At 59.6% G+C, this 22674-nt stretch carries 20 protein-coding genes; 15 read left to right on the top strand and 5 right to left on the bottom strand.

Annotated features, from left to right (window positions below):
• The first annotated feature begins 69 nt into the window (after positions 1-69).
• Complete coding sequence (locus AC1DIG_RS20935) at positions 70-1005, top strand: LysR family transcriptional regulator (RefSeq protein ID WP_477768819.1); 936 nt, start codon at positions 70-72, stop codon at positions 1003-1005.
• A gap of 18 nt (positions 1006-1023) precedes the next feature.
• Here AC1DIG_RS20935 and AC1DIG_RS20930 read toward each other — a convergent pair whose 3' ends face one another.
• The 4 genes from AC1DIG_RS20930 to AC1DIG_RS20915 form a co-directional block, all read right to left on the bottom strand.
• Positions 1024-1389, bottom strand: a complete 366-nt coding sequence (locus AC1DIG_RS20930) for a 5-carboxymethyl-2-hydroxymuconate Delta-isomerase (protein ID WP_477768818.1) — start codon at positions 1387-1389, stop codon at positions 1024-1026.
• Between the two features lie 97 nt (positions 1390-1486).
• Positions 1487-2431, bottom strand: coding sequence for a LysR substrate-binding domain-containing protein (locus AC1DIG_RS20925; protein ID WP_477768817.1), 945 nt, complete (start codon positions 2429-2431; stop codon positions 1487-1489).
• A 153-nt stretch (positions 2432-2584) separates the two neighbouring features.
• Positions 2585-2776, bottom strand: coding sequence for a YegP family protein (locus tag AC1DIG_RS20920; protein ID WP_477768816.1), 192 nt, complete (start codon positions 2774-2776; stop codon positions 2585-2587).
• Positions 2777-2971: 195 nt separating this feature from the next.
• Positions 2972-3157, bottom strand: a complete 186-nt coding sequence (locus AC1DIG_RS20915; protein ID WP_477768815.1) for a hypothetical protein — start codon at positions 3155-3157, stop codon at positions 2972-2974.
• A gap of 41 nt (positions 3158-3198) precedes the next feature.
• Here AC1DIG_RS20915 and AC1DIG_RS20910 point away from each other — a divergent pair, with 41 nt between their 5' ends.
• The 4 genes from AC1DIG_RS20910 to AC1DIG_RS20895 all read left to right on the top strand — a co-directional run bounded on the left by AC1DIG_RS20910 (position 3199) and on the right by AC1DIG_RS20895 (position 9586).
• On the top strand, positions 3199-3858 hold the full coding sequence (locus tag AC1DIG_RS20910; protein WP_477768814.1) for a DsbA family oxidoreductase: 660 nt from the start codon (positions 3199-3201) through the stop codon (positions 3856-3858).
• Position 3859: 1 nt separating this feature from the next.
• Positions 3860-4975: an efflux RND transporter periplasmic adaptor subunit gene (locus AC1DIG_RS20905; RefSeq protein ID WP_477768813.1), complete on the top strand. Its 1116-nt coding sequence runs from the start codon at positions 3860-3862 to the stop codon at positions 4973-4975.
• A 46-nt stretch (positions 4976-5021) separates the two neighbouring features.
• Positions 5022-8108 (top strand): MexW/MexI family multidrug efflux RND transporter permease subunit, encoded by a 3087-nt coding sequence (locus AC1DIG_RS20900; RefSeq protein ID WP_477768812.1) that lies wholly within the window; start codon positions 5022-5024, stop codon positions 8106-8108.
• 89 nt (positions 8109-8197) lie between these two features.
• Positions 8198-9586 carry a TolC family outer membrane protein gene (locus AC1DIG_RS20895; RefSeq protein WP_477768811.1) on the top strand — a complete coding sequence of 463 codons (1389 nt, stop codon included), beginning with the start codon at positions 8198-8200 and terminating at the stop codon, positions 9584-9586.
• A gap of 192 nt (positions 9587-9778) precedes the next feature.
• On the opposite strand, the gene AC1DIG_RS20890 is transcribed toward AC1DIG_RS20895, so the two are convergent.
• A complete protein-coding gene (locus tag AC1DIG_RS20890) occupies positions 9779-10702 on the bottom strand; it encodes a LysR family transcriptional regulator (protein ID WP_477768810.1) in 924 nt (307 codons plus the stop codon).
• 822 nt (positions 10703-11524) lie between these two features.
• On the opposite strand from AC1DIG_RS20890, the gene AC1DIG_RS20885 reads away from it, so the two are divergent.
• The 10 genes from AC1DIG_RS20885 (at position 11525) to AC1DIG_RS20840 (ending at position 22668) form a co-directional block, all read left to right on the top strand.
• Complete coding sequence (locus AC1DIG_RS20885) at positions 11525-12724, top strand: hydroxymethylglutaryl-CoA synthase (protein WP_477768809.1); 1200 nt, start codon at positions 11525-11527, stop codon at positions 12722-12724.
• Positions 12724-13506, top strand: coding sequence for an enoyl-CoA hydratase-related protein (locus tag AC1DIG_RS20880; protein WP_477768808.1), 783 nt, complete (start codon positions 12724-12726; stop codon positions 13504-13506). The genes AC1DIG_RS20885 and AC1DIG_RS20880 overlap by 1 nt, the downstream gene beginning before the upstream one ends.
• 99 nt (positions 13507-13605) lie before the next feature.
• On the top strand, positions 13606-15552 hold the full coding sequence (gene asnB, locus AC1DIG_RS20875) for an asparagine synthase (glutamine-hydrolyzing) (protein WP_477768807.1): 1947 nt from the start codon (positions 13606-13608) through the stop codon (positions 15550-15552).
• Positions 15549-16673 carry an FAD-dependent monooxygenase gene (locus AC1DIG_RS20870; RefSeq protein WP_477768806.1) on the top strand — a complete coding sequence of 375 codons (1125 nt, stop codon included), beginning with the start codon at positions 15549-15551 and terminating at the stop codon, positions 16671-16673. Before asnB ends, AC1DIG_RS20870 begins: the two co-directional genes overlap by 4 nt.
• Before the next feature lie 10 nt (positions 16674-16683).
• Positions 16684-17760, top strand: coding sequence for an acyl-CoA dehydrogenase family protein (locus AC1DIG_RS20865; RefSeq protein ID WP_477768805.1), 1077 nt, complete (start codon positions 16684-16686; stop codon positions 17758-17760).
• Positions 17761-17770: 10 nt separating this feature from the next.
• The gene (locus tag AC1DIG_RS20860; protein ID WP_477768804.1) at positions 17771-18208 is read left to right on the top strand and encodes a PaaI family thioesterase; all 438 of its coding nucleotides are present in this window, start codon (positions 17771-17773) and stop codon (positions 18206-18208) included.
• A 221-nt stretch (positions 18209-18429) separates the two neighbouring features.
• Positions 18430-19077 (top strand): FMN-dependent NADH-azoreductase, encoded by a 648-nt coding sequence (locus tag AC1DIG_RS20855; RefSeq protein WP_477768803.1) that lies wholly within the window; start codon positions 18430-18432, stop codon positions 19075-19077.
• 1 nt (position 19078) lies between these two features.
• A complete protein-coding gene (locus tag AC1DIG_RS20850) occupies positions 19079-19948 on the top strand; it encodes a glutathione S-transferase C-terminal domain-containing protein (RefSeq protein WP_477768802.1) in 870 nt (289 codons plus the stop codon).
• Positions 19949-20530: 582 nt separating this feature from the next.
• Positions 20531-21139, top strand: coding sequence for a thermostable hemolysin (locus tag AC1DIG_RS20845; RefSeq protein ID WP_477768801.1), 609 nt, complete (start codon positions 20531-20533; stop codon positions 21137-21139).
• Positions 21136-22668 (top strand): AMP-binding protein, encoded by a 1533-nt coding sequence (locus AC1DIG_RS20840; RefSeq protein ID WP_477768800.1) that lies wholly within the window; start codon positions 21136-21138, stop codon positions 22666-22668. Before AC1DIG_RS20845 ends, AC1DIG_RS20840 begins: the two co-directional genes overlap by 4 nt.
• The last annotated feature ends 6 nt before the right edge of the window (positions 22669-22674 follow it).

The following is a 22674-nucleotide window of genomic DNA, read 5'->3' as shown; positions in this document are numbered from 1 at the left end:
TCGTTCCGTTAGCATCACTCGCACACGTTTGCGCACAACTTGCGCAACGAGCGGAGTGAGGCAGTACGGATGCTGAACAGTAACTTGCTTAGAAAGCTCGACATGCAGGACCTCATGGTGTTCATCGCCGTGTATGAGCAAAGCAGCGTCACCGGTGTGTCTGAAGCGCTGTTCGTCAGCCAGTCCACGGTGAGTTACTGCCTGAAGAAACTGCGCACCAGTTTCGAGGACGAGTTGTTCATCAATACCCGCACCGGTATGCGTCCGACCTACAAGGCCGGCACCATGTACGCACACGTGCAGAAGATTCTCGAAAGCATCAACCTGTGCCATGCCGGGGTTCAGGCATTCGACCCGACGCAGCAAGCCGTGACCTTCAATATCTGTGCGCCGGAATACTTCGAGCAACTGATCCTGCCGCGAATATTGAAGAACTTCGACTTCGCCGACCTGCCGGTGATCGTCAATGTGCACAAACTCGAAACCGACATCCCAGCCGAAGAGCTGCGCGATGGCAGCCTCGACCTGGTGATCGGCTTCGGCCCGAACTTTCATCGCAGCCACACTGACTTCAGATCACAGGTGTTGCTTGAGGACGATCTGGTGTGCGTTTTCGATAAACGGGCGACGCCGCTGGAGCCTCGCATCAGCCTCAAAGCCTACGTCGAACGCCGACACGTGTTCCCCACGCCGTGGACGTCCACCACCAACATGGTCGACGGCTGGCTCGCCCAACAGGCGCACAAACGCCAGATCGTTGCGCGCGCCAACAGCTATAGCGCTGCACTGAAGCTGATCACCGGGACTGACTTCATTCTGACCATGCCCCGGCGCATCCAGCACCTGCTGGCCAAAGACTCGGTCTTCAGCCATTGCGAGGCGCCGAACGGCGTACCAGGGTTCACCCTCGAGATGCAGTGGAGTCAAACCCGCGAACTGGACAGCGCCAACACCTGGCTTCGCGAGCAAGTGGTCAAGGCTTGTACAGAACAGGGGTTTGCCTGAGGGTCAACGCGCAGGGTATCAGTGGCTGATGGCCGTCTTGGCGTAGGAATCGCGATCGATATCCAGAATCTCGACGCACAACTGCACATCGACACTGGCGGGCCATTCGCAGAGCTCCTGCAGCACCGCCAACAGGCTTTCGGACAATTGCTTCTTGATCGCTGGCGTGCGCCCGCTCAGCAACGCCAGCTTCACATGCACAAAACCACGCTCGCCAAGCCCGGTACCAACCCGGAACGCACCAACCTGCACCGCACGGCTCTTGATATCGTACTCTGCGGAAAACTGCCCGGACGCCACCAATGCGTTGTTCAAGCGCAGCAACGCCACATCGACATTGAGGTTCTGCAGGTTGGCGGTGTATTCCATGTGCAGGTGAGGCATTGCGATGCTCCTTGAGGACTGAACGAAGGGGCGTAGATATACCATAGAGCGCCCCCGCCCTTCCCCGCGAAATGCCGGGCAAGCAAACTGCCGTCGGTTAGCGTCCGAGCAACTTGTCGCTCTGTATCCCGGACACACCACGCTCGCTCATGAAGGCTTCGAGCCGTGCACGCAGCCAACGTTCGGCGGGGTCGGTATCGACGTGACTCAGCCAGACCATGGACAGGTCCAGGGTCGGCGTCTTGAACGGGAACGGTTCCATGAACAACTGACCCGAGGCGGCCATCGCCGCTGCCGCGTAGTCCGGCAGGCTGGCAATCAGGTCAGTCCCCGCGAGCAGGGCCGGCAAGGCACTGTATTGCGGCACCGAGAGCACCACCTGGCGTTTGCGACCGATCTCGGCCAGCCACTCATCGGCATAACCACTGACATTGGCCGTGTGCGAAACCAGCACATGCGGCCGCGAACAGTACTCGTCGAGGGTCAGCGGCGTATCGCAGGCATCGGCGCGCAGTATGCAGGGCAGAATGTGCCGCAACAGTTTGCGCTTGGCATTGGCCGGCAGGCCTCGGGTCTGGCTGATGCCGACCGTGATGTCACCGGACGCGAGCAAGTCCGGGATCCGCCAGTAATCGACATGCTGAACCACGAACACCACTTGCGGCGCTTCCTGGCGCAATGCGCGCAACAGCGGAGGCAACAGACCGAATTCGACGTCATCGGACAAACCGATGCGAAAGGTCATGGTGCTGCTGGCAGGATCGAAGTGATGGGTCAGGCTCAACGCCGAGGACAACGCGTCCAGCGCCGGCGAGAGGTGTTGAATCAGCTCCTCGGCCCGCGCCGTCGGCTCCATACGGTGACCGACCCGGATAAACAGCGGATCGTTGAACATTGCCCGCAAACGGTTGAGTGCCGAGCTGATGGTCGGTTGCCCGAGAAACAGCTTCTCTGCGACTCGCGTCACGTTGCGCTCGAGCATCAGCGTCTCGAACACCACCATCAAATTGATGTCGGCCTTACGCAGTTCATTGCGGTTCATCAGCTGCCTCCGGTCTTCAAGACTGGCGACAGTTTATGAAGCTGTGGGGAGCGCCGTCTATCGGCAAGAAGGATTACCTGTTCGCCCCCCGCCATCAGGACCTGCGACACGAAGCTGCCCGACATGCTGAGCAGCCCCGTTTCAACACACAGCCTAGATTTCCTTCACCGACGTTTCGTTGTGGACGCTTTTGATCAAGTCGATCACGTGCAAGCAATCCGCCTTGTTGACGTATGACTCGCCGCTGGCAACCGTCTCGTGATTGGCCGCCCTTAAACGCCAGCGCCATTGGCCCTTCCCGGTAAGCGGGGTGCCTCGCGACTGCCTGTAGATCTCAAAGTACATGGTTCGCTCCTTGCGACTGCTGATAACGACAGACTCCTGGTCTGTGCACGCAGAGTAGACGAGTGATTCAAGATTTAACGGCGATCAACAGTAAGCAGACATTACCCAAAAAACTCTCCGCCCCGACGAAAGCCAACAGTCACTGAGGCCAGTAAAAAAGCTGACTGAACACCGTCACTTTTCAAGAAATCGTACTTATTTTTCATACAGCGCCTGGGCCGCATTCATCCCGATCCGCTCAAAAAAAGCACGGAACAAACAAGATCGCTCCGTCTTTGCACCGCCCCCATACCTGTCTGCTACGACAGCTATCCGCCCGATGATGAGCACCATGGGTGGATATACCTCAAAAAAGTCGCTTTTTTGTTCATCGCCCGCCAAGGGATAGTCCTGCCATCTCACTGATTTCAGGAATTCCCCCCATGCCGTCTCTAAAAGTTGAATATTTTCATGATGTTGTGTGTGGCTGGTGCTTTGTTCTGGGCCCGCGTTTGAAAGCCTTGAGCGAAGAGTTCGATCTGGATATCCAGCACCGCAGTTTCGTCCTGCAATCGAACAACGCACAGATGATCCAGCGTTTCGGTTCGATGCCCAAGGCCAAGGAAGTGATCCTCCAGCACTGGGAACAGTGCGCCAAAGCCGAAGAGGTCAAGCGCATCAATATCGAAGGCATGCGCCAACAGGATTTTGAATACCCCTCGGGTTTGCTGGCCGCCAAGGCCTGTCAGACCGCCCAGTCCCTGGCCGGTCCCAAGGCCCACGAACTGATGTTTGACCGCCTGCAAATCGCCCACCTGGTAGAGAGCCGCAATATCGGCAGCCTGCAGACCATCCTCGAAGTGGCCGAAGAGCAAGGCTTCAGCGCGGATTACTTCGCCCAGTACCTGGAACAGCACGCGCTGAGCGATCTGGAAAACGACCTCGCCCGAGGCCGCGCCCTGAACATCAGCTCGGTGCCGAGCCTGGTGGTCGAGGGACTGTGGGTAATACCGGGGGCGCTGTCGCTGGACATGCTGCGCGGCAACTTCAAACAAATCCAGCAAGCCACTGCCGACAACCTGCCGATCGTCGAGGACAACTGAGATGAAAATGACTTATTGGCTCAGCGGCGGCACGGCGCTGGCAGCGGCGATCGGGATTGCCGCCTTCACCCCGCTGCTCGCCAGCGGCAAGACCGACAAGCCCGCTGCATCAGTGGCTGCACTGACTCCGGTGGCCGTGGCCAGCGTGATTTCCGGCCCGATCCCGGTGGAGTTGTCCGGCGTCGGCACCCTCGAAGCAGTGAATCAGGTCCAGGTCTCGCCGGAAGTCGGCGGGCGGATCGTGCAACTGAACTTCACTTCCGGCAAAAGCGTCAGCGCCGGCCAGGTGCTGATCAAGCTCAATGACGAACGCGAACAAGGTGACATGAGCAAGCTCCAGGCCCAGGCCAAGAACGCCCGGTTGGCCCTGGAACGTACCCGCAAAGTCTTGCTGCTGGCCTCCACGCAATCGCAACTGGACCAGGCCCAGGCCAACTTTGACCAGGTGCGCGGGGACATCGCCAGCGTCCAGGCAGTGATCAACCAGAAGACCATCCGCGCACCGTTCGCCGGAGTCCTGGGGATTCGTCGGGCCAACCTGGGGCAGTACCTCAACCCCGGTGACCCGGTCGTGACCCTGACCGATCTTTCGCGCCTGTTCGTCAACTTCCCGATGCCGGAACAGACCGCTGCCCAGTTGCAACCGGGCCAAGAGGTTCACCTGCGCGTCGACGCCTACCCGGACCGGTTGTTCAAGGCCACCGTCAGCACCCTCGAACAGCAGATCGATCCGGGCGCCCGCTCGATGCAGGTCCAGGCCACGCTGGACAACCCTGAGCTGTTGCTCAAACCGGGGATGTTCGCCGACGTCACGATTTCACTGCCCAACCCAACCACCGCCCTGACCGTGCCGGAAACCGCGATCAACTACACCGCCTACGGCAACTCGCTGTTCGTGGTGCGCGACAACGACGGCCAACTGAAAGTCGAGCAGGTGTTCGTCAAGGTCGGCCCGCGCCATCGAGATCGCATCGTCGTACTCGATGCGATCAAACCCGGGGATCGCGTGGTGATTTCCGGCCAGATCAAGCTGAGCAACGGCATGCCGGTACGCATCACCGAGGATGCCATGGCCCAGAACAACGGCCCGCTGCTGGATATGGCGCAAAAACAATGAAGCGTTCCCTTCGCCAACGAGCAACTGAAGAAGGCTCTGTCCCGGTATGAAATTCACCGACCTGTTTATTCGTCGCCCCGTGCTGACGCTGGTGGTCAGCGCGCTGATCGTGATGCTCGGCGTGCTGGCCCTGCTCAAGCTGCCGATACGCCAGTATCCGGCGCTGGAAAGCGCGACCATCACCGTCACCACCAGCTATCCCGGCGCCCGATCGTCGCTGATGCAGGGTTTCGTCACCCAACCGATTTCCCAGGCCGTGGCCTCGGTGGACGGGGTCGATTACCTGACGTCCAGCTCGACCCAGGGCAAGAGCCTGATCAGCATCCGCCTGAAACTCAACGCCGACTCCAACAAGGCGCTGACGGAAATCATGGCGGCGGTCAATCAGGTGAAATACCGCCTGCCCGAAGGTGCCTATGACTCGGTGATCGCCAAGTCGTCCGGTGAAGGTACGGCGGTGATCTACGTCGGCTTCTCCAGCAAGGATATCGGCCTGCCGGCCATTACCGATTACCTGTCGCGGGTGATCCAGCCGTTGTATTCGTCCATCGACGGCGTCGCCAATGCCGAAGTGCTCGGCGGTCAGACCCTGGCCATGCGCCTGTGGCTGGACCCGGTGCGCATGGCGGCGCGCAATATCTCCGCCAGCGACGTGGCCGAGGCGATCCGCAAGAACAACTTCCAGGCAGCCCCCGGCCAGACCAAGGGCGCGTACGTTTCGGCGAACATCAACATCAACACCGACCTGACCAGCGTCGAGCAGTTTCGCCAACTGGTGATCAAGAGCAAGGGCGACACGCTGATCCGCCTGAGTGACATCGGCACCGCCGAGCTGGGCGCCACCGCCTATGAAACCAGCGGCATCATGGACGGTGAAAAAAGCGTCTTCATCGGCCTGCACCCGACGCCCAGCGGCAACCCGCTGACCATCGTCAAAGGGGTTGAGGACATGATGCCCCAGGTGCAGAAAACCCTGCCGCCGGGCATGACCATGAACATCGTTTTCGAGGTCGCGCGTTTTATCAAGGCGTCCATCGACGAAGTGATGCGCACCTTGCTCGAAGCGGTGGTGATCGTGGCCGTGGTGATTTTCCTGTTCCTCGGTTCGATGCGCACGGTACTGATTCCACTGGTGACGATTCCGCTGTCGCTGGTCGGTGCGGCGGCGATGATGCACCTGTTCGGCTTCAGCATTAACCTGCTGACATTGCTGTCGATGGTGCTGGCAATCGGGCTGGTGGTCGACGACGCCATCGTGGTGGTGGAGAACGTCCACCGGCATATCGAGTCAGGCAAGTCACCGCTGCATGCGGCGATGGTCGGCGCACGGGAAATCTGTGGTCCGGTGATCGCCATGACCATCACCCTGGCGGCGGTCTACGCACCGATCGGCCTGATGGGCGGACTCACCGGCGCACTGTTCAAAGAGTTCGCCTTCACCCTCGCGGGGGCGGTGATCGTCTCCGGGATCGTCGCCTTGACGCTGTCGCCGCTGATGAGTTCGCTGCTGCTCACCAGCAAGTCCAACGAAGGCGTGATGGCCCGTGGCGCGGAACGGTTCTTCCACTGGCTGGGCGACAAGTACGGCCGGGTGCTGGACTTCTCGCTGCACCACTCGTGGATCACCGCGGTGATTGCCCTGCTGGTGTTCGCCAGCCTGCCGTTCCTCTACCTCAACGCCCAGCGTGAACTCGCCCCCGGCGAAGACCAGGCGCAGGTGCTGGCGGTGGCCAAGGCCCCGCAATACGCCAACATCGACTACACCGAAACCTACTCGCGCAAACTCGACACCTTGCTGGGCACCTACCCGGAAACCGACATGACCTGGGTCGTGGTCGGCAACGACGGCCCCCGCAGTGCATTCGGCGGCGCCAACCTCAGCGAGTGGGACAAACGCAGCCGCAGCGCCGACACCATTCAGGCCCAGGTGCAGCAGGAAGCGAACGAGATCGAAGGCATGAGCATCTTCGCCTTCCAGTTGCCATCGTTGCCGGGTTCCACCGGTGGCCTGCCGGTGCAGATGGTGATTCAGAGCTCCCAGGATCACCGCGTGGTGTTCGAGGAACTGGAACGCATCAAGCAAGCCGCGCGCGCCAGCGGACTGTTCGCTGTCGTCGACAGCGACCTGGACTTCAACAGCCCGCTGGTGAACATCAAGATCGACCGCACCAAGGCCAACGATCTCGGGATCAGCATGCAGGCGATCGGCGATTCGCTGGCGGTACTGGTGGGCGAAAACTACATCAACCGCTTCGCCCTCAATGGTCGAGCCTACGATGTGATCCCGCAGGTGCCGCGCAATCAGCGCATGTCCGGCGAATTGCTGGTGGGCCAATACGTCGAGGCGGCCAATGGCGCGCACATTCCGCTGTCGACGCTGGTCAGTTTCGAGATGGCAGTGGAGGCGAACAAGCTGACCCAGTTCAACCAGCTCAACTCGGCCACCCTGCAAGCGGTTCCGGCACCCGGCGTCAGTATCGGCGATGCGGTGAAGTTCCTGACCGCACAAGCCCAGACATTGCCCGCCGGCTTCACCCATGACTGGTTGTCGGATGCCCGCCAATTCGTTCAGGAAGGCAGCGCGTTGATGATCACCTTCGCCTTCGCGATCCTGGTGATCTACCTGGTGCTGGCGGCGCAATTCGAAAGCCTGCGCGACCCGTTGGTGATTCTGATCAGTGTGCCGTTGTCGATCTGCGGCGCGTTGATTCCGCTGTACCTGGGCTACGCCACCGTCAACATCTATACCCAGATCGGGTTGGTGACGCTGATCGGCCTGATCAGCAAGCACGGGATCCTGATGGTCGAGTTCGCCAACGAACTGCAACAGAGCCAGCAACTCGACCGGCGCACAGCCATCGAGCAGGCGGCGCTGATCCGTTTGCGGCCGATTCTGATGACCACCGCCGCCATGGTGGTGGGGCTGATCCCGCTGCTGCTGGCCAGCGGCGCGGGCGCCCACAGCCGCTTCAGCCTGGGTCTGGTGATTGTGGTCGGGATGCTGGTGGGCACGTTGTTCACCCTGTTCATCCTGCCCACCGTTTACACCTACCTGGCCAAGGATCACCGAGCTGCCCAGCACTCGGCCCGCAATCAGGAACTCAGCCAGGTCAGCCACGCCCTGACGAACTGATTCCGCCCCCAACCGTTTTCACCTTGCCACCTGCCCCAGAACCCGCACCGGGTTCTGCGGGACAGGCTGGCCGAAAAAGAGTACCCGTCATGTTCAGATTGTCCTTGATCACCCTGCTGATCTTCGCCGCCCAGGCCAACGCCGTTGAAACGTCTTCGCGCAGCACACTGATGTCGGTGTACAGCCAGGTCGTGGAGCACAACAGCGAAATGGCCGCCGCCCAGGAAGACTACTTCGCCCGCCGCGAAGCCGTGCCCCAGGCACGCGCCGACCTGTTGCCACAGATTGACCTGCAAGCCCTGAACGGCAGCACCCGGACCAACCTGCACGATGTCGATACCCGCAACGGCAGCCTGTACCGCGTGACCTTGAACCAGCCACTGTTCGATGCCGCGCACTGGTTCAACCTCAAGTCCGCGAACGCCCTGAGCGAACAGGCCAAACTGGACTTCTCCACCGTCCAGCAGGAACTGGTGCTGAAGACCGCCCAGGCCTATTTCGACACGCTGCTGGCCGAAGACACCCTGGCCGCCACCAAAGCCGAGTTGCGCGCCTTTGAGCGTCAGTTGAACCAGACCCGGCAACGCTACGACGCCGGCCTCTCGGACCAGAACGATGTGCTGTCGGCGCAGGCCAGCTACGACCGTTCCCATGCCAGCGTGATCAATGCCCAGCGCCTGAGCGACGATGCTTACCAGGCACTGAATCGCCTGACCGGCCAGCCACAGGCGCCCTTGATCGGCATCCGCCATACCCTCCCCGTCGAGCCTCCAATACCCAACGAAGCCCAGTCCTGGGTTGACCAGGCGCTGACGCAAAACCTGCGCCTGCGTGCCAGCCAGGCGAGAACCCAGGCGGCACAGGAAAACCTGCGCAGCCAAAAGGCCGAACACTTGCCCACCTTGGGGCTGCAATTGGGGTATGCCGAGGGCGACGCCGATGTGATGGACAACCCGCCAGGGTTCGGCCAACGCGGCGGTAACGAGAAACAGAGTTCGGTGCTGCTGAACTTCAAGCTGCCGCTGTACAGCGGTGGGCGCACCAGCTCTCGGGTTCGCGAGGCTTATCACCGTTTCGACGAAAGCGAATACGACCAGACCAGCCTGCAACGGGAGGTGGTCGAGGCCTCACGCAATGCCTTTCGTTCGGTCAACAGCGAGCGCGAGCAGGTGCGCGCCTTGCGCCAGACCATCATCTCCAGCCAGGGCGCGTTGCACGCGACAGAAGTCGGCTATGAAGTGGGTAACCGCAACATCGTCGACATCCTGTCCGCCCAACGCGATCTGTACAACGCGGTGCGCGATTACAACCTGGCCCGCTACAGCTACATCCTCAGCGGCCTGCGCCTGAAGCTGGCGGCCGGAACCTTGAGCCCCGCCGACCTGCAAAGTCTGGCGCAGTACCTGAAACCCGATTACGACCCCGACAAGGACTTCCTGCCGGCCGACCTGGCGCAGCAAGGCGTGAAGACACTCTAGGCAGTCATGCTTCAGGCTCAACGCATCCCCCTGTAGCAGCTGGCGCAGCCTGCGTTCGGCTGCGCAGCGGCCGTAAATCCTGCCTCCACGGTTAATCTGAAAAAACGTGGTGTCTGATTTTACGACTGCTTCGCAGCCGAACGCAGGCTGCGCCAGCTGCTACAGGGTCGTGTAACGGCTTGAATTACGGTTTCAGAGCGCCAGGGCCAGGGTCTCGGACTTGTCGCTCTTGATGCCCTGGCACAGCTCGCGAATGATGTCGGTCATCAAGCGGACTTCCGGGTTGAGCTTGTACTCTTCCGGGAAGCCCATATACATCGGCACTTCGCGTTCACGCTGATGACACAGCGGCACTGTTTGCAACTGACCGCTCGCCAGCTTCTCGCTGACCATGTGCTCCGGCAGCCAGGCGAAACCCAGGCCTCGCTCGACAAAGGTCAGCGCGGTGCTCAGGTTGCTCACCGTCCAGCGCTGCGACGTACCGAGCCAGCCGCTGTTCTGCGAGGTGCGCATGCCCGAATCGCGAATCACGATTTGCCGGTAGTCTTTCATGTCGGTAAGGCTCAACTCGCCGTTGAAATGGGCCAGTGAGTGATCGGACGCCACGACGCACAGCAGCGAGACGTTGAGCAGGAATTCCTGCATATAACCCGCCGGCAGACTGCTGGCGATGCCCAGCTCGACCTTGCCGTCTTCCAGCAGTTCGCGTGCACCGGACAACGCCGTTTCGTACAGCCGGATTCGGTGCCCTTGCAAGACAGAGGAGAATCGGAACAGCGCCTGCTCCAGCAAATCGGCGGGAAACAGCATGTCGACTGCCAGCGCGTGCTCGGTAAACAGCCCTGGCTGGTACTGATTGGCCAGTCGCTCAAGCTTTTGCGCCGAGCCCAGCAAGTGCTTGGCCTGAGGCAACAGGGCCTGGCCCAGAGGCGTCAATACGGCCTTGCGGCCCTCGATCAGGAACAGTTCCTGACCCAGCAGGGCTTCCATGCGGTTGACCGAATGGCTGATGGCCGACTGCGACTTGAACATGTGCTCGCCGGCCTGCTGGAAACCGCCACACTCAACCGTAGAAACAAAAGCCTGCCACTGGTCGAGACTGATCTTGGAAAACATTCGAACCTCCTTGTCCGTATCAGGTAAACATCAGCGCTAATGCGACGTGGCGTTTTACCACAAAAAACCCTCTCACCCTACTCCATCGGCACCCTCGATTCGTGCGTGCCCACTGTCGATCCGTGTCGTGTTGGAACACATGAAAACAATGACTGGGTTGGCTCAACTTAATTCACTTTTCCAAACCCGCTCTTTACCTTTATCACTGTTACCGGTCGCGAACACTAGTACTCGCGTTCCAAATACTGCTATCGCACGACGTTCCAGGAGCCTGATATAGAAAAAACAAATCATCACCATAGACCATTTTAAAAAACACAGCCCCTTTAAACTTTCCGACGACTGACTGGTCACTCCCGAGAGTGCGTAGTCTATTGCCTTATTATTTAAAACCCTCCAACTCCTCCATCATTCCCTTCTTTAGTACGTGCGCCCCAAAAGCCCTTGCCAGAGCCAAAAACCTTGTTTTTTTCAGAGGCAAACCGGCCGATACCTTAAGCATAACTTTATAACTTTTCTGTCACATCCAGCCTCTACTGCTGTTCATAAAACAGTCACATCACTGCCGTGCGCAGCAGAATCACCGATTTTTTTATATGAATAAAGCCTGCATCACAACTGTCCATGATGGCCGATTGCCGCCTAAAAACAATCACATGCATAAGCGTAATGAAAAACATGAAGGGAGGTACTGGATCCAATCGGAATATTTCGCTTTTCCCGTTTGAGAGGGTTACGGCAATAATTTGTCGTCATTTGATTACTTGATAAATCGACGCCGCACTGCAGAACACCAACACCTCACCTATGGAATAAAAGATCATGGAATTGAACATGAAGATCGGCATCGATGACATTGGGCTGTATGTACCGGAGCACTTCTTCCCGCTTCACGAACTTGCCGTGCGGCATAACATTGATCCCAACAAATACCTGGTGGGTATCGGTCAGGAATTCATGGCGGTTCCAGCGCCTGACGAAGACATCGTCAGCATGGCCGCCAATGCCACCCAACCGCTGTTGACCGACGAGCTGAAAGCGTCCATTTCGACCGTGATCCTGGCCACCGAGAGTGGTATCGACCAGTCCAAGTCCGCCGGACTTTTCGTGCACCGGATGCTGGGGCTCAAAGCCGATTGCCGAGTCATCGAATTCAAACAGGCATGCTACGGCGCGACCGCCGGCCTGCAGATGGCCTGTGCACTGGTACGCCAGCGTCCAAACGAAAAAATCCTGCTGATTGCCTCGGATATCGCCCGCTACAAACAGGACTCGGAAGGCGAATGCACCCAAGGCGCGGGGGCTATCGCGATGATCATCGCCAAGGACCCGCGCATTCTGGAAATTCACCCGCACCAGGGTAAATACAGCCTGGATGTCATGGATTTCTGGCGTCCGAACTTCGCCTCCACCGCGTTTGTCGACGGCAAGCTGTCGATCGATATCTACATGGAATCGCTCAAGCATTCCTGGCAGAACTACCGCAATGACGGTGGCCTGGCGCTCACCGACTTGAGCTACCTGTGCTTCCACCAGCCGTTCACCAAAATGGCCAAGAAAGCCTTTTCGGTGTTCGAAACCCTGGAGCCAGCCGCAGCCGCCGCACTCGGCGAAAGCAGCTACGCCGACAGCCAGATCTACGGTAAAGCCATCGGCAATTGCTACACCGCCTCGCTGTACATCGCCCTGCTGTCACTGCTGGAAAACAACGCGCAAGACCTCTCTGGCAAGCACATCGGCCTGTTCAGCTACGGCTCCGGCAGCGTCGGCGAGTTCTTCTCCGGCACGCTGGTCAAGGGCTATGCCAAGCATTCGCGCAAGCGCTTCCACGCCAACATGCTCGAACGCCGCACACAACTGGAACACGCGCAGTACACCGACTGGTTCTATGGCGACAAACACAGCGATGCCGAAACCTATCAAACCCCACGCATCAGCAGCGCCAGCTATCGCTTCGCCGGTACCGAAGGCTATCGCCGGCTGTATGAAGACAACACCCAGCAAGCCTTGAGAGTCGCGTAATGAGTGAGGTTTTGCTGAGCTGGATCACTCCGGACGTAGCTTGTCTGACACTGAACAGGCCCCATGCCGGCAACGCGCTGAACGAAGCGCTGTTGCTGCAGTTGGCCGAGCACCTCGAACAACTCGCCAGCCGGGATGACCTTCGGGCCCTGGTGCTCGATGGCGAGGGACCGCACTTCTGCACCGGCGCAGACCTGCACTGGATGCGCCGCAGCCTGGAGTTCAGTCACGCGCAGAACCTGGACGATGCCGAACGCCTGGCCATCGTGCTGCAGCGCCTCGACGAGTTCCCGGTTCCGGTGCTCGCCCTGGCCAAGGGCTCGGTGTTCGGCGGCGCCCTGGGATTGATCAGTTGCGCCGACTATGTGTTGGCCAGCAGCGATGCGCGGTTCTCGTTCAGCGAGGCCCGCCTGGGATTGGTCCCCGCATTGATCAGTCCCTACGTGGTCCGCGCCATCGGTCTGCGCCAGGCGCGGCACTACATGCTCTCGGCCGAGATTTTCGATACCGCCAGCGCCGTGCACCTCGGCCTGGTGCATCGACAGACCGCGACCTCGGCACTGCACAGCAGTCGCGATCAGTGGCTTGGGCATATCCACAAAGGCGGGCCGCAAGCCTGCCGCGAAATCAAAACCATGCTGCGCCGGCTGGGCAAGCACGACGGTCTGTTGCAAGAGCAACCCGACAACCTTCGCCTGATCGCCAAGGTCCGCACCTCCGCCGAAGGACAGGCCGGCCTGAATGCGTTCTTCAACAATCGCAAACCTGATTGGGCCCTCTGAAACATCGCCCGGACCGTGCGTGAACACACGGTCCACGGGCACGGAGCAGACGCAGTGAAGCGTCGCCAACATTATTGATTTTCTAAAGGAAAAATTTTTATGTGTGGTTTCATCGGTATGTATCAAGCCGCTCCAGGAGTCATGTCCGAACAGGCCATGGCCGACGCCCTTCAGAGCATCAACCACCGCGGTCCGGACGAAAGTAGTGTCTGGCGCGACCCGGCTGGACGTGCAGCACTGGGCCATACGCGCTTGAGCATCATCGGTCTCGACAACGGCGCACAACCCATCGTTGCCGACGAAGGCGACCTGGTGATCGTGGTCAACGGCGAACTCTATGACCACGAGCGCATTCGCCTGGAACTGGAAGCCGAAGGCTGCGTCTTCAAGACCGAATCCGACAGCGAAATCGCCTTGCACCTGTACCGTCGCTACGGCATGGCCGGCTTGAAACGCCTGCGCGGCGAGTTCGCGTTCGTGCTGTTCGACCGTCAGCGTCGCCTGATGCTGGCGGTGCGTGATCGTCTGGGCATCAAGCCGCTGTTCTACACCCAACACGAAGGCACCTGGTATTTCGCCTCGGAAGTCAAAGCCATCCTCGCGGCCGGCGTGCCTTGCGAGTGGGATGAAGACGCTTACGCCAGCCGCGCGTTCTACCTGCGCGACCACACCCTATTCAAGGGCGTGCGCAGCGTCAAACCCGGTTGCTGGGTGCTGGTGGATAACGGCGGCATGCAGGGCGGCCGTTACTGGGACATGGAGTTCGCCCGCAAGGATGCGCCGGACCCTACCGACGAACAGGGCATGATCGAGGCAATTCGCTCGGCCGTCGAAGAATCGGTGCGCCTGCGCCTGCGTGCCGACGTGCCAATCGGTGTCTACCTGAGCGGCGGCATCGATTCCTCGGCGATGCTCGGGCTCGCCACGCAGCTGACGGGCAAGCCGCTGGATGCGTTCAACCTGTCGTTCACCGACATGGAAGACTACGACGAAAACCGTTTCGCCCGCCTGGCCGCCGAGCACAACGGCGCACGCTTCCACACCATCGAAATTACCCAGGATGACCTGGCGGACAATTTCGAACAGGCGCTGTGGCACAACGAAACCCCGTTCTTCAATGCCCACGGCGTGGCCAAGTACATCCTCAGCCAGGAAGTTCGCAAGGCCGGCATGAAAGTCGTGCTCACCGGTGAAGGCGCCGATGAAGTGTTCGCCGGTTACCCGCACTTCCGTCGTGACATGCTGCTGTACAACGTCGAGCGCCAGGACCCGCAGGTCATCAGCAAGCTGCGCCAGCGCATCCAGGAAAATGAACAGGGCTACACCCGTTCCGAGATGCCGGATGACATCCACTGGATGATCAATCAGCTCAACCACGGCGTGTCCTGGCTGGACAATCAGGCCGGCTGGTTCAAGGCGCTGGAAAGCCTGTACAGCAGCGACTTCCGCGATCACTTCAGCGGGATCGACCCATATCGCCAGTTCTTCGACCGCCTCGACCACAACCAGCTCGAAGGTCGCGACCCGGTGCACAAATCGATGTACCTGTGGGCCAAGTCGTACCTGCCGAACTTCGTGCTGACCACCCTGGGCGATCGCATGGAAATGGCCAACAGCATCGAAGGCCGCGTGCCGCTGCTCGATCACCACGTGGTCGAGCTGGCCTGCAAGATGCCGGTCTGGATGAAAGTCCGTGGCTCGACCGAGAAGTTCATCTTCCGCGAAGCCATGCGCCCTTACCTGCCGCAAGCCTTGTATGAGCGCAAGAAGCACTACTTCCGCGCGCCACCGGCCACGCTGCAGCAGCAAGGTCGTCTGTATCAACTGGTGCAGGACGTGCTGCACGGTAGCGAGCTGGACAACCTGCCGTTCTTCGATGCGGCGAAAGTCCGTCAGTTGCTCGATCGCCTGCCTGGCCTGACAGCGCTGGAACAGGGCCTGCTCGATCCGATGCTGATGGAGCTGACCAGCCTCTGCCTGTTGCAGCGCCGCTACAAGATGCAAGCCACGGTCAACCCGCAGTGGGCACGAGGAGTCGCGGCATGAAAATCGCGATCATTGGCGCAGGCCTCAATGGCCTCGCCTGTGCGCTGATGCTCAAACGCTTCGGGCTGTCCTGTACGGTGTATGAACGCAGCCTGGGTCCTCGCGACTCGGGCACCGGGATCTACGTCTGGCCCCAAGGCGTGCAAGTGCTGCGCTTTTTGTTCAATAACCGCGAGTTCCTCGAGCACGGCAAGGCGATCGAGTTCCTCGACACCTACTCACGCGAAGGCCGGTTGATCCACAGCCAGCCAGTGCGACCGAGCGGGCTGGGGATCCCCGCACCGGCGATGATGTTTCGGCGTACCGAGCTGTTCCGCCTGCTGTTGCAGGAACTGGGCGACGGCGTCGTGCGCTTTCAGATGGGCTGCAACCGCTTGCAGGATCTGGGGCAAAAGACCCGGGTGAGCTTCAGCGACAACAGCGAGGAAGACTTCGACCTGGTGATCGGTGCCGACGGCGTCGGCTCCACCGTGCGCGAATTCATCAACCCGAACCTTGCACCTTACGACACCGGGCTGGTGGCCAGCCGCGGCATGGTGGATTTCGGCTCGGAGCTGCTCAAGTCCGATCGCTGCCAGATCTTCACCTCGGCCTTCTCGCGGGTGGTGACCTACCCGTTGGATGCCCACAGCAACTATCGCTACTGGTTCGCCGCGTATCAGCATCATCACCAGCCCCTGCATGATCGGGCCGGCTTGCTGAAACTGTTCGCCGAGCTGCCGAGCGAGGTGGTGCAGATGATTGCCGCCACCGAGGAGTCGGACATCCTCACCCACAAGATGACCGCCCTGACCGGCGACGGCGCCTGGCATCGTTCACGGGTGGTGATGCTCGGCGACAGTATCCACGCGATGCTGCCGACCCTCGGCTATGGCCTGACCCTGGGTCTGGAGAACGGCTTCATGCTGGCCCAGGCGCTGATCGGCCATTGCGACGACAACCTCGACAGCGCCCTGCAACGCTACGAGATTCGCGCCGCGGAACGCTCACGGTCGATGCTCAAGGTGATGAGCGACATGACGGACCTGTATTACTTCGAGGAAGACCGCGCCATGACTCCGACGCGCATCTCCCCCATCGTCAACCGCTTCCAGGACCTGGCCCTGACCACGGTTTTTTGAGGGAACTGCCATGAGCGAACTCTTTCGCAAGCGGGTCGCACATTTTGTCGCGGAACACATCACGCCCCATGTCGCCGAGTGGGAAACCCTGGGCGGCTACCCGCCGGCACTGTACCAGCGCGCAGGCCTTACCGGCCTGTTGGCACTGGGTCAGGACCAGACCCGATTGCCTGATGATCCACGCGCCGTGGCGATCCTGGTGCAGGAGCTGACCCGCAGCGGCGCGCAGGGCATCACCATGGGCCTGGCTTCACACTTTGTCAGCCTCAAGGCGCTGCAACTCTGTGCCCCAGAGCTTGCGAGCAGTGTGGTGCCGGCGGTGTTGAGCGGTGAATGCAGTATTTCCCTGGCGCTGACCGAACCCCAGGCCGGTTCGGACCTGCGCGGCATGAGTTGTCGCGCCGTCCTTGAAAACGGGCAATACCGACTGACCGGCACCAAGGCCTTCGTCTGCAACGGTGAACGCGCGGACTGGCTGTTATTGATCGCGCATTCGCCGGACGGTCTGGCGCTGTTTCTCGCCGAAGGCCATGCCCCCGGCATCCAGCGCACCTCGCTGCGCTGCCTCGGCTGGCGGTGTCTGCCCTTGACCGACCTGCATTTTGAGAACACCCCGGTGGTCCGTCTCACTCAAGGCTCAGGGGTCGGTCGCATCTTGCAAAACAGCCTGCTGCAGGAACGCCTGAATCTCGCGGTGATGGCCATCACCTCCGCCGACATGGCGCTGCAAGCCGGCATCGACTGGTGCAAACAGCGTCAGGTGGGGGGTAAGCCGCTCTTCGACAAATCGGTGATCCGCCAACGGCTGGCCGAGTACCACGCGGAACTCGTGGTGGCGCAGCACTATGTCGAATCGGCCGTGAACTGGATGGCCGAGGGCTCTCTCGATCCACGCCGGGTAGCCATCGCCAAGAACCAGGCGGTCGCCGTGCTGGAGAAGATCGCTCGTGGCGCGGTGCAAGTGCATGGCGCCCACGGCTGCATCGAACCGGCCCTGGTGGAGCGAATCCATCGCGACGCGCGCCTGCTGGCCATCGGCGGCGGCACCCACGAAATCATGCTGGACATCATCGGACGATCTTTATAGGAGCAGGGACATGAGCCAAATCAGCGAACACGCCGCCGCCCATTCCAGTGCGCTGCTGGAACACGCCTACCAGCGCTACTGCGGTTTGCGCCTGGTGGAGCAACGAGAAGGGTTCTGCCAATGTCGACTGGTGGTCAGCGAGGCCATCGACAACCTCAGCCACACGCTCCACGGCGGGGTCATTTACTCGATGCTGGATGTGGTGAGCATGCTTGCCACTCTGCCGCTGCTCGGGCCCGATGAATATGCGCTGACCAACAGTTTCAATAGCATGTTGATGTCTGCCACGCCCCTGCACAGCGAAGTAATCATTGAGGCCGAAGTTGTAAGAAACGGCCGAAACCTGATTTTTACTCAAGCGGCCGCTTGGAAAATAAACAGCGATCAGACCCGAACTAAAATCGCTTCTGCGCAATTAAGCAAGTTCCGCCTAAAGCATCAGTGGTAACCCTCGAAAGCCCCGCTCCCGGGGCTTTCCAGCTCTCCTCCAACACTTCAGTTGCGTCAACGTTCACGCCCCAAAACACCGACAAAGCCCCTGCAAGAAGGGCCTTGAGAAATACATGAATGGCATGGGTGGGTGAACCTGAATTTATGCGCTATTCCTGCCTCTCCGATTGTTCAAAACTTCCTCTCAAACAGCCGCTGCATTACGTGAGAGAGAAAGCCATGAGTCAAAAAATACTGGTGATACGTTCGTCGATCAAAACCGATGGTGGTTTTTCCGGGCAACTGGTGGACTACTTCCTGGACCAGCTCAAAGAAGTCATTCCTGAATCCTCCATCGTCGTTCGCGACATCGCCAAGACACCGATTGCCCACCTCAATGGCAACACCATGGCCGCGCTGTACGGCCGCGAGCCAAGCGACGATGAAGGGCACCAGGCCCTGAGTCTGTCGAACGAACTGATCGAAGAAATCAACGAAGCCGACCGCATCGTCATCGGCCTGCCGCGCTACAACTTCGGCGCACCTTCGCTGATCCACGCCTACATCGATCATCTGGTCATCTCCGGCGTGACCTTCAAATACAACGAAACCGGTCCTGTCGGCCTGATCGACAGCAAACCGGTGTACGTCCTGACCGCCAGCGGCGGCATCTACAGCAATGGCCCGGACACCCTGGCCCTGTGGCTGTCGCAGATCCTCGGTTTCATCGGCCTGACCCAGATCAAATACGTCTACGCCGAAGGCCTGGGCATGGGTGAAGAAAGCCTGGCCAAGGGTCTCAAGCAAGCGCGCCACGAGATCGACCAGGCGATCAACGAACTGGGCGAACGACCTCGCCTGAAAATGGTTGGTTCGCAAGGGAGGTAACATGACCAAAGCGGTGAACAACACCCTCAACGATCAGCTGTTTCTCTCGGAACTCGTGGCCGAAACCGACCGTTACCATTTGTACATCTCGCAGGCTTGCCCCTTTTCGCACCGTGCCTATCTGGTCATGAGCGTACTGGGGCTTGAGGGTGTGCTGGATGTCTCGTCGGTTGCCGCTCGCCGCCATGACCGGGGTTGGGAATTCGACAGCGTGGACCAGGACCCTCTGCACGAAGAAGTGTCCCTGCTCTCCACCCTGTATGAACATTCCCGCCCCGGCTTCACCGGCAATCAATCGGTGCCCGTGCTGTGGGACAAACACCAGGAGCGGATCGTCCATAACGATTCCGCAGACCTCGCCTGGCAGATGGCGACCCGGTTGTTGCCGCTGGCGAAGACGCCCATGGAACTGGTGCCCGACGACCTGAGCGACGAAATCGCGAGCCTCAACGACTGGTTGCACACGCGCGTCAATCGCATGGTTTACAACATGGGGTTTGCCAGCGACCAGCAGAGTTACAGCGAGGCGTTTACTGTGTTCTTCAACGCCATGGACGAACTGGAAGCGCGTATCACTGACCAGCGCTACCTGTTCGGCAACCGCCTGACACTGTCCGACCTGTTCCTGTTACCCACGCTGATTCGTTTCGAGGCCGTGTATTGCCTGCACTTCAAGGCCAATCTGCGCCCGTTGCAAGACTACCCGGCCCTGTACGACTACCTGTGCCGGATGACCCAACGCGAAGACGTTCGGCGCACCATCGACATGGAACACATCAAGCTGCATTACTACTACTCCCACAACCACATCAACCCGACACGAATCGTTCCCGACGGCCCGCAACTGGCCTGGCTGGCACACCCCGCCTGATCGAATATCCCCCCCTCCGAGTCCGGGCCCAGCCCGGACTCATATCCTCCGATATTCCCCCTCGCCTGTATTTGTTCTGTCATATAACTAAGACGCGATAATCAACACCCTGTTTTTATTTGTTTTTTTGCCCGTGAAAGAAGCACCCGGCAGCGGTGTCATGCTTCACATGAAGATTCTGAATAGGTACCGGCCAATTAATTCACTTTAAACAATCAAGCCACTTATGAGAAAAATTGAATCTCAGCAGGACGCTGTCTAATGACCACTTCGAAAGGACTCACTTTTCACTGATACACCGAACTACGCCAACCATCGTTCCCGACCAGAAAGTCCCACAGACTGCTGTGGCTTTAGCTGTGGGTACGAGTGGAAGTCTAAAAACAACAGGCCTCCCGGTGTGAACGAACGCCTTCGAAGAACAGGGCAAATCAGCTGATTACACCAGGCTGTTACAGGCGCCATGGAAGAGCCCCTGTTGCCATCAATAACAACAAGATCAATTAGCACTCGTGTACCAGAACAACCAGACAACTCAACAATCCGTTTATCGACTCACGCAGAAAAGAAAGGAAAACTTACATGCGTACTCAAGTAGCCAAACGCAACACCCAACTCTGGAAGTCCGCCGTTGACTTTGTAAAACGTCGGTACATGAAAGCCTTTAACGCCATCATCGAGCCATCTCCCGAGTACTTTTTAATCGTATTCGATAACAATGACTCCATTCAGTCGTGTGCCGGTTTTAGTTTCGCCAAATCAGGCCCTCTATTGTCCGAATGTTATCTGGACTCACCGTCCGAGGAGACGCTTTCAAGAATCACCAACACCCGGATCGAACGCGACGCCATCGTCGAAATCGGTAATACCGCGTCGATCAATTCGACTGCCGGCCAGACCCTGTTCAACATGCTCTCGATGGTGACCTGGTGCATGGGGGCACGCTACGTGCTGTGCACCTGCACACCCCAATTGATCAAATCGATGGGCTACTGCAACGTCAAGGTCCACAAGATCTGCGATGCCGACCCGCAACGCATGACCCCCCAAGCGGAAGTCGAATGGGGCTCCTACTACGAGCAGACGCCCATCACCGGCTACATCAAGCTGGGCGAGATGAAGCGTCACTATCACGAGACCGTCCTCAAGACCGTTTTCCGACTCGACGTGCAGAGCGAGCAAGCAGCATGACGCATTTCGTCGAAGACTTGCTGGCCCAGGCCCAACGCACACCGGATGCGGTCTGCGTCGTCGATATTCCTGCGGCAGACGGCACGGGTGGGCGCCGCCTGACCTACACCCAGGTGCTGGAGCATGCCCGGCAGCTTGGGCAACACATGAACCGTCAGTTCACCGACGAAAAGCGCACCATCGGCATCGTCATGCGCAACAGCAGCGACTGGGTCATCGCCGACTTCGCCTGTCTGCTCTTCGGCTTCACCTCCTTGCCGCTGCCGTTGGGCTTCAGCAAATACCAGGCCGAACACCTGGCTTTCGAATGCTCGGGCTTCCTGGTCGATGACAAAGGCCGGGAGACACTGGAAAAGCGCTGGGAAATCGACCTGAACGCCAGCCGCGTAGTCCACGTGCCCAGCGTACTCGAGACCCCGGTTCCGGTGCCGGCAGGCCCAAGCTTCATCGACAGCGCCGATGCCGAATGGACCTGCAAAGTCATCCACACCTCCGGCACCACCAGCAAGCCCAAAGGCGTAAAGCAAAGCCTGGCTGGCCTGAGCGCCGTGCTGCAATCGCTACTCGGCGTGGTTCCGGCCTCCTTTCAGAAACGCTACCTGTCGGTGGTGCCGTTGAGCCTGTTGATCGAGCAGATCACGGCGGTCTACCTGCCGCTGCTGTCCGGCGGCACGGTGTACTTCCTCGACGAGCAAACGCCGCTGATCGGCGAGGCCGGCTACAACACCTCGGCGATTCTGGCGCAACTGCTCAGAACCCGTGCGAGCGCGGTGACCGTACCGCCGATCATGCTCGACGTGCTCCTTGAAGTGGCCGAGCAGAACACCGACACGGAGCTGCTGTCGTTGTTGCGCAACGAGCTGTACATCACCGCCGGTGGCGCTCCGATCAGCAGCGAAAAACTGCAGCGCCTGAGCGCGCAGGGTATTCAGGTTCATCAAGGTTACGGGCTGAGCGAGAACGGTTCGGTGGTGAGCGTCAACACCCCGGCCAACAGCAAGCTGGGCAGCGTCGGCAAACCCTTGCCGCACGTTCAGGTCCGGGTGACGGATCAGCAACGGGTAGAAATCAAAAGCACCTCGATGTTCCAGGGCTACTCGTGGGTCGATCCGAGCGCCTGTTCCTTCACCGAGGATGGCTGGCTGCGCACCGGCGATCTCGGCGAGTTCGATGACGAGGGTTTCCTGTTCATCACCGGACGCGAGAAAAACATCATCTGCCTGCCCAACGGTCGCAATGTTTCTCCGGAGCAAATCGAGCTGGAGTTCAAAGAGCAAACCGGCGTGAACGATGCGCTGATGTTCATGACCGCAGACGGTCAGCTGGCGATCGTGCTCAGCGTCGGACCGCAATTCGATCACCAGCACACCCAGGACTGGGCGCAACAGCGCTTCTCGGAAGTCGAGCTGCCGCAGGCCATCTGGCCACTGGCGCCGGACGCCCCGCAGTTGCAAAGCCTCTATACCCTCAACGGCCCGGCCCGTAGAGCCCACGCCACCGACCTGCATCGTCAGACATGTACTCACTAAAGGACT

Source organism: Pseudomonas sp. 05N431 (assembly GCF_056397005.1).
This window is presented reverse-complemented; position numbering and strand designations above follow the sequence as displayed.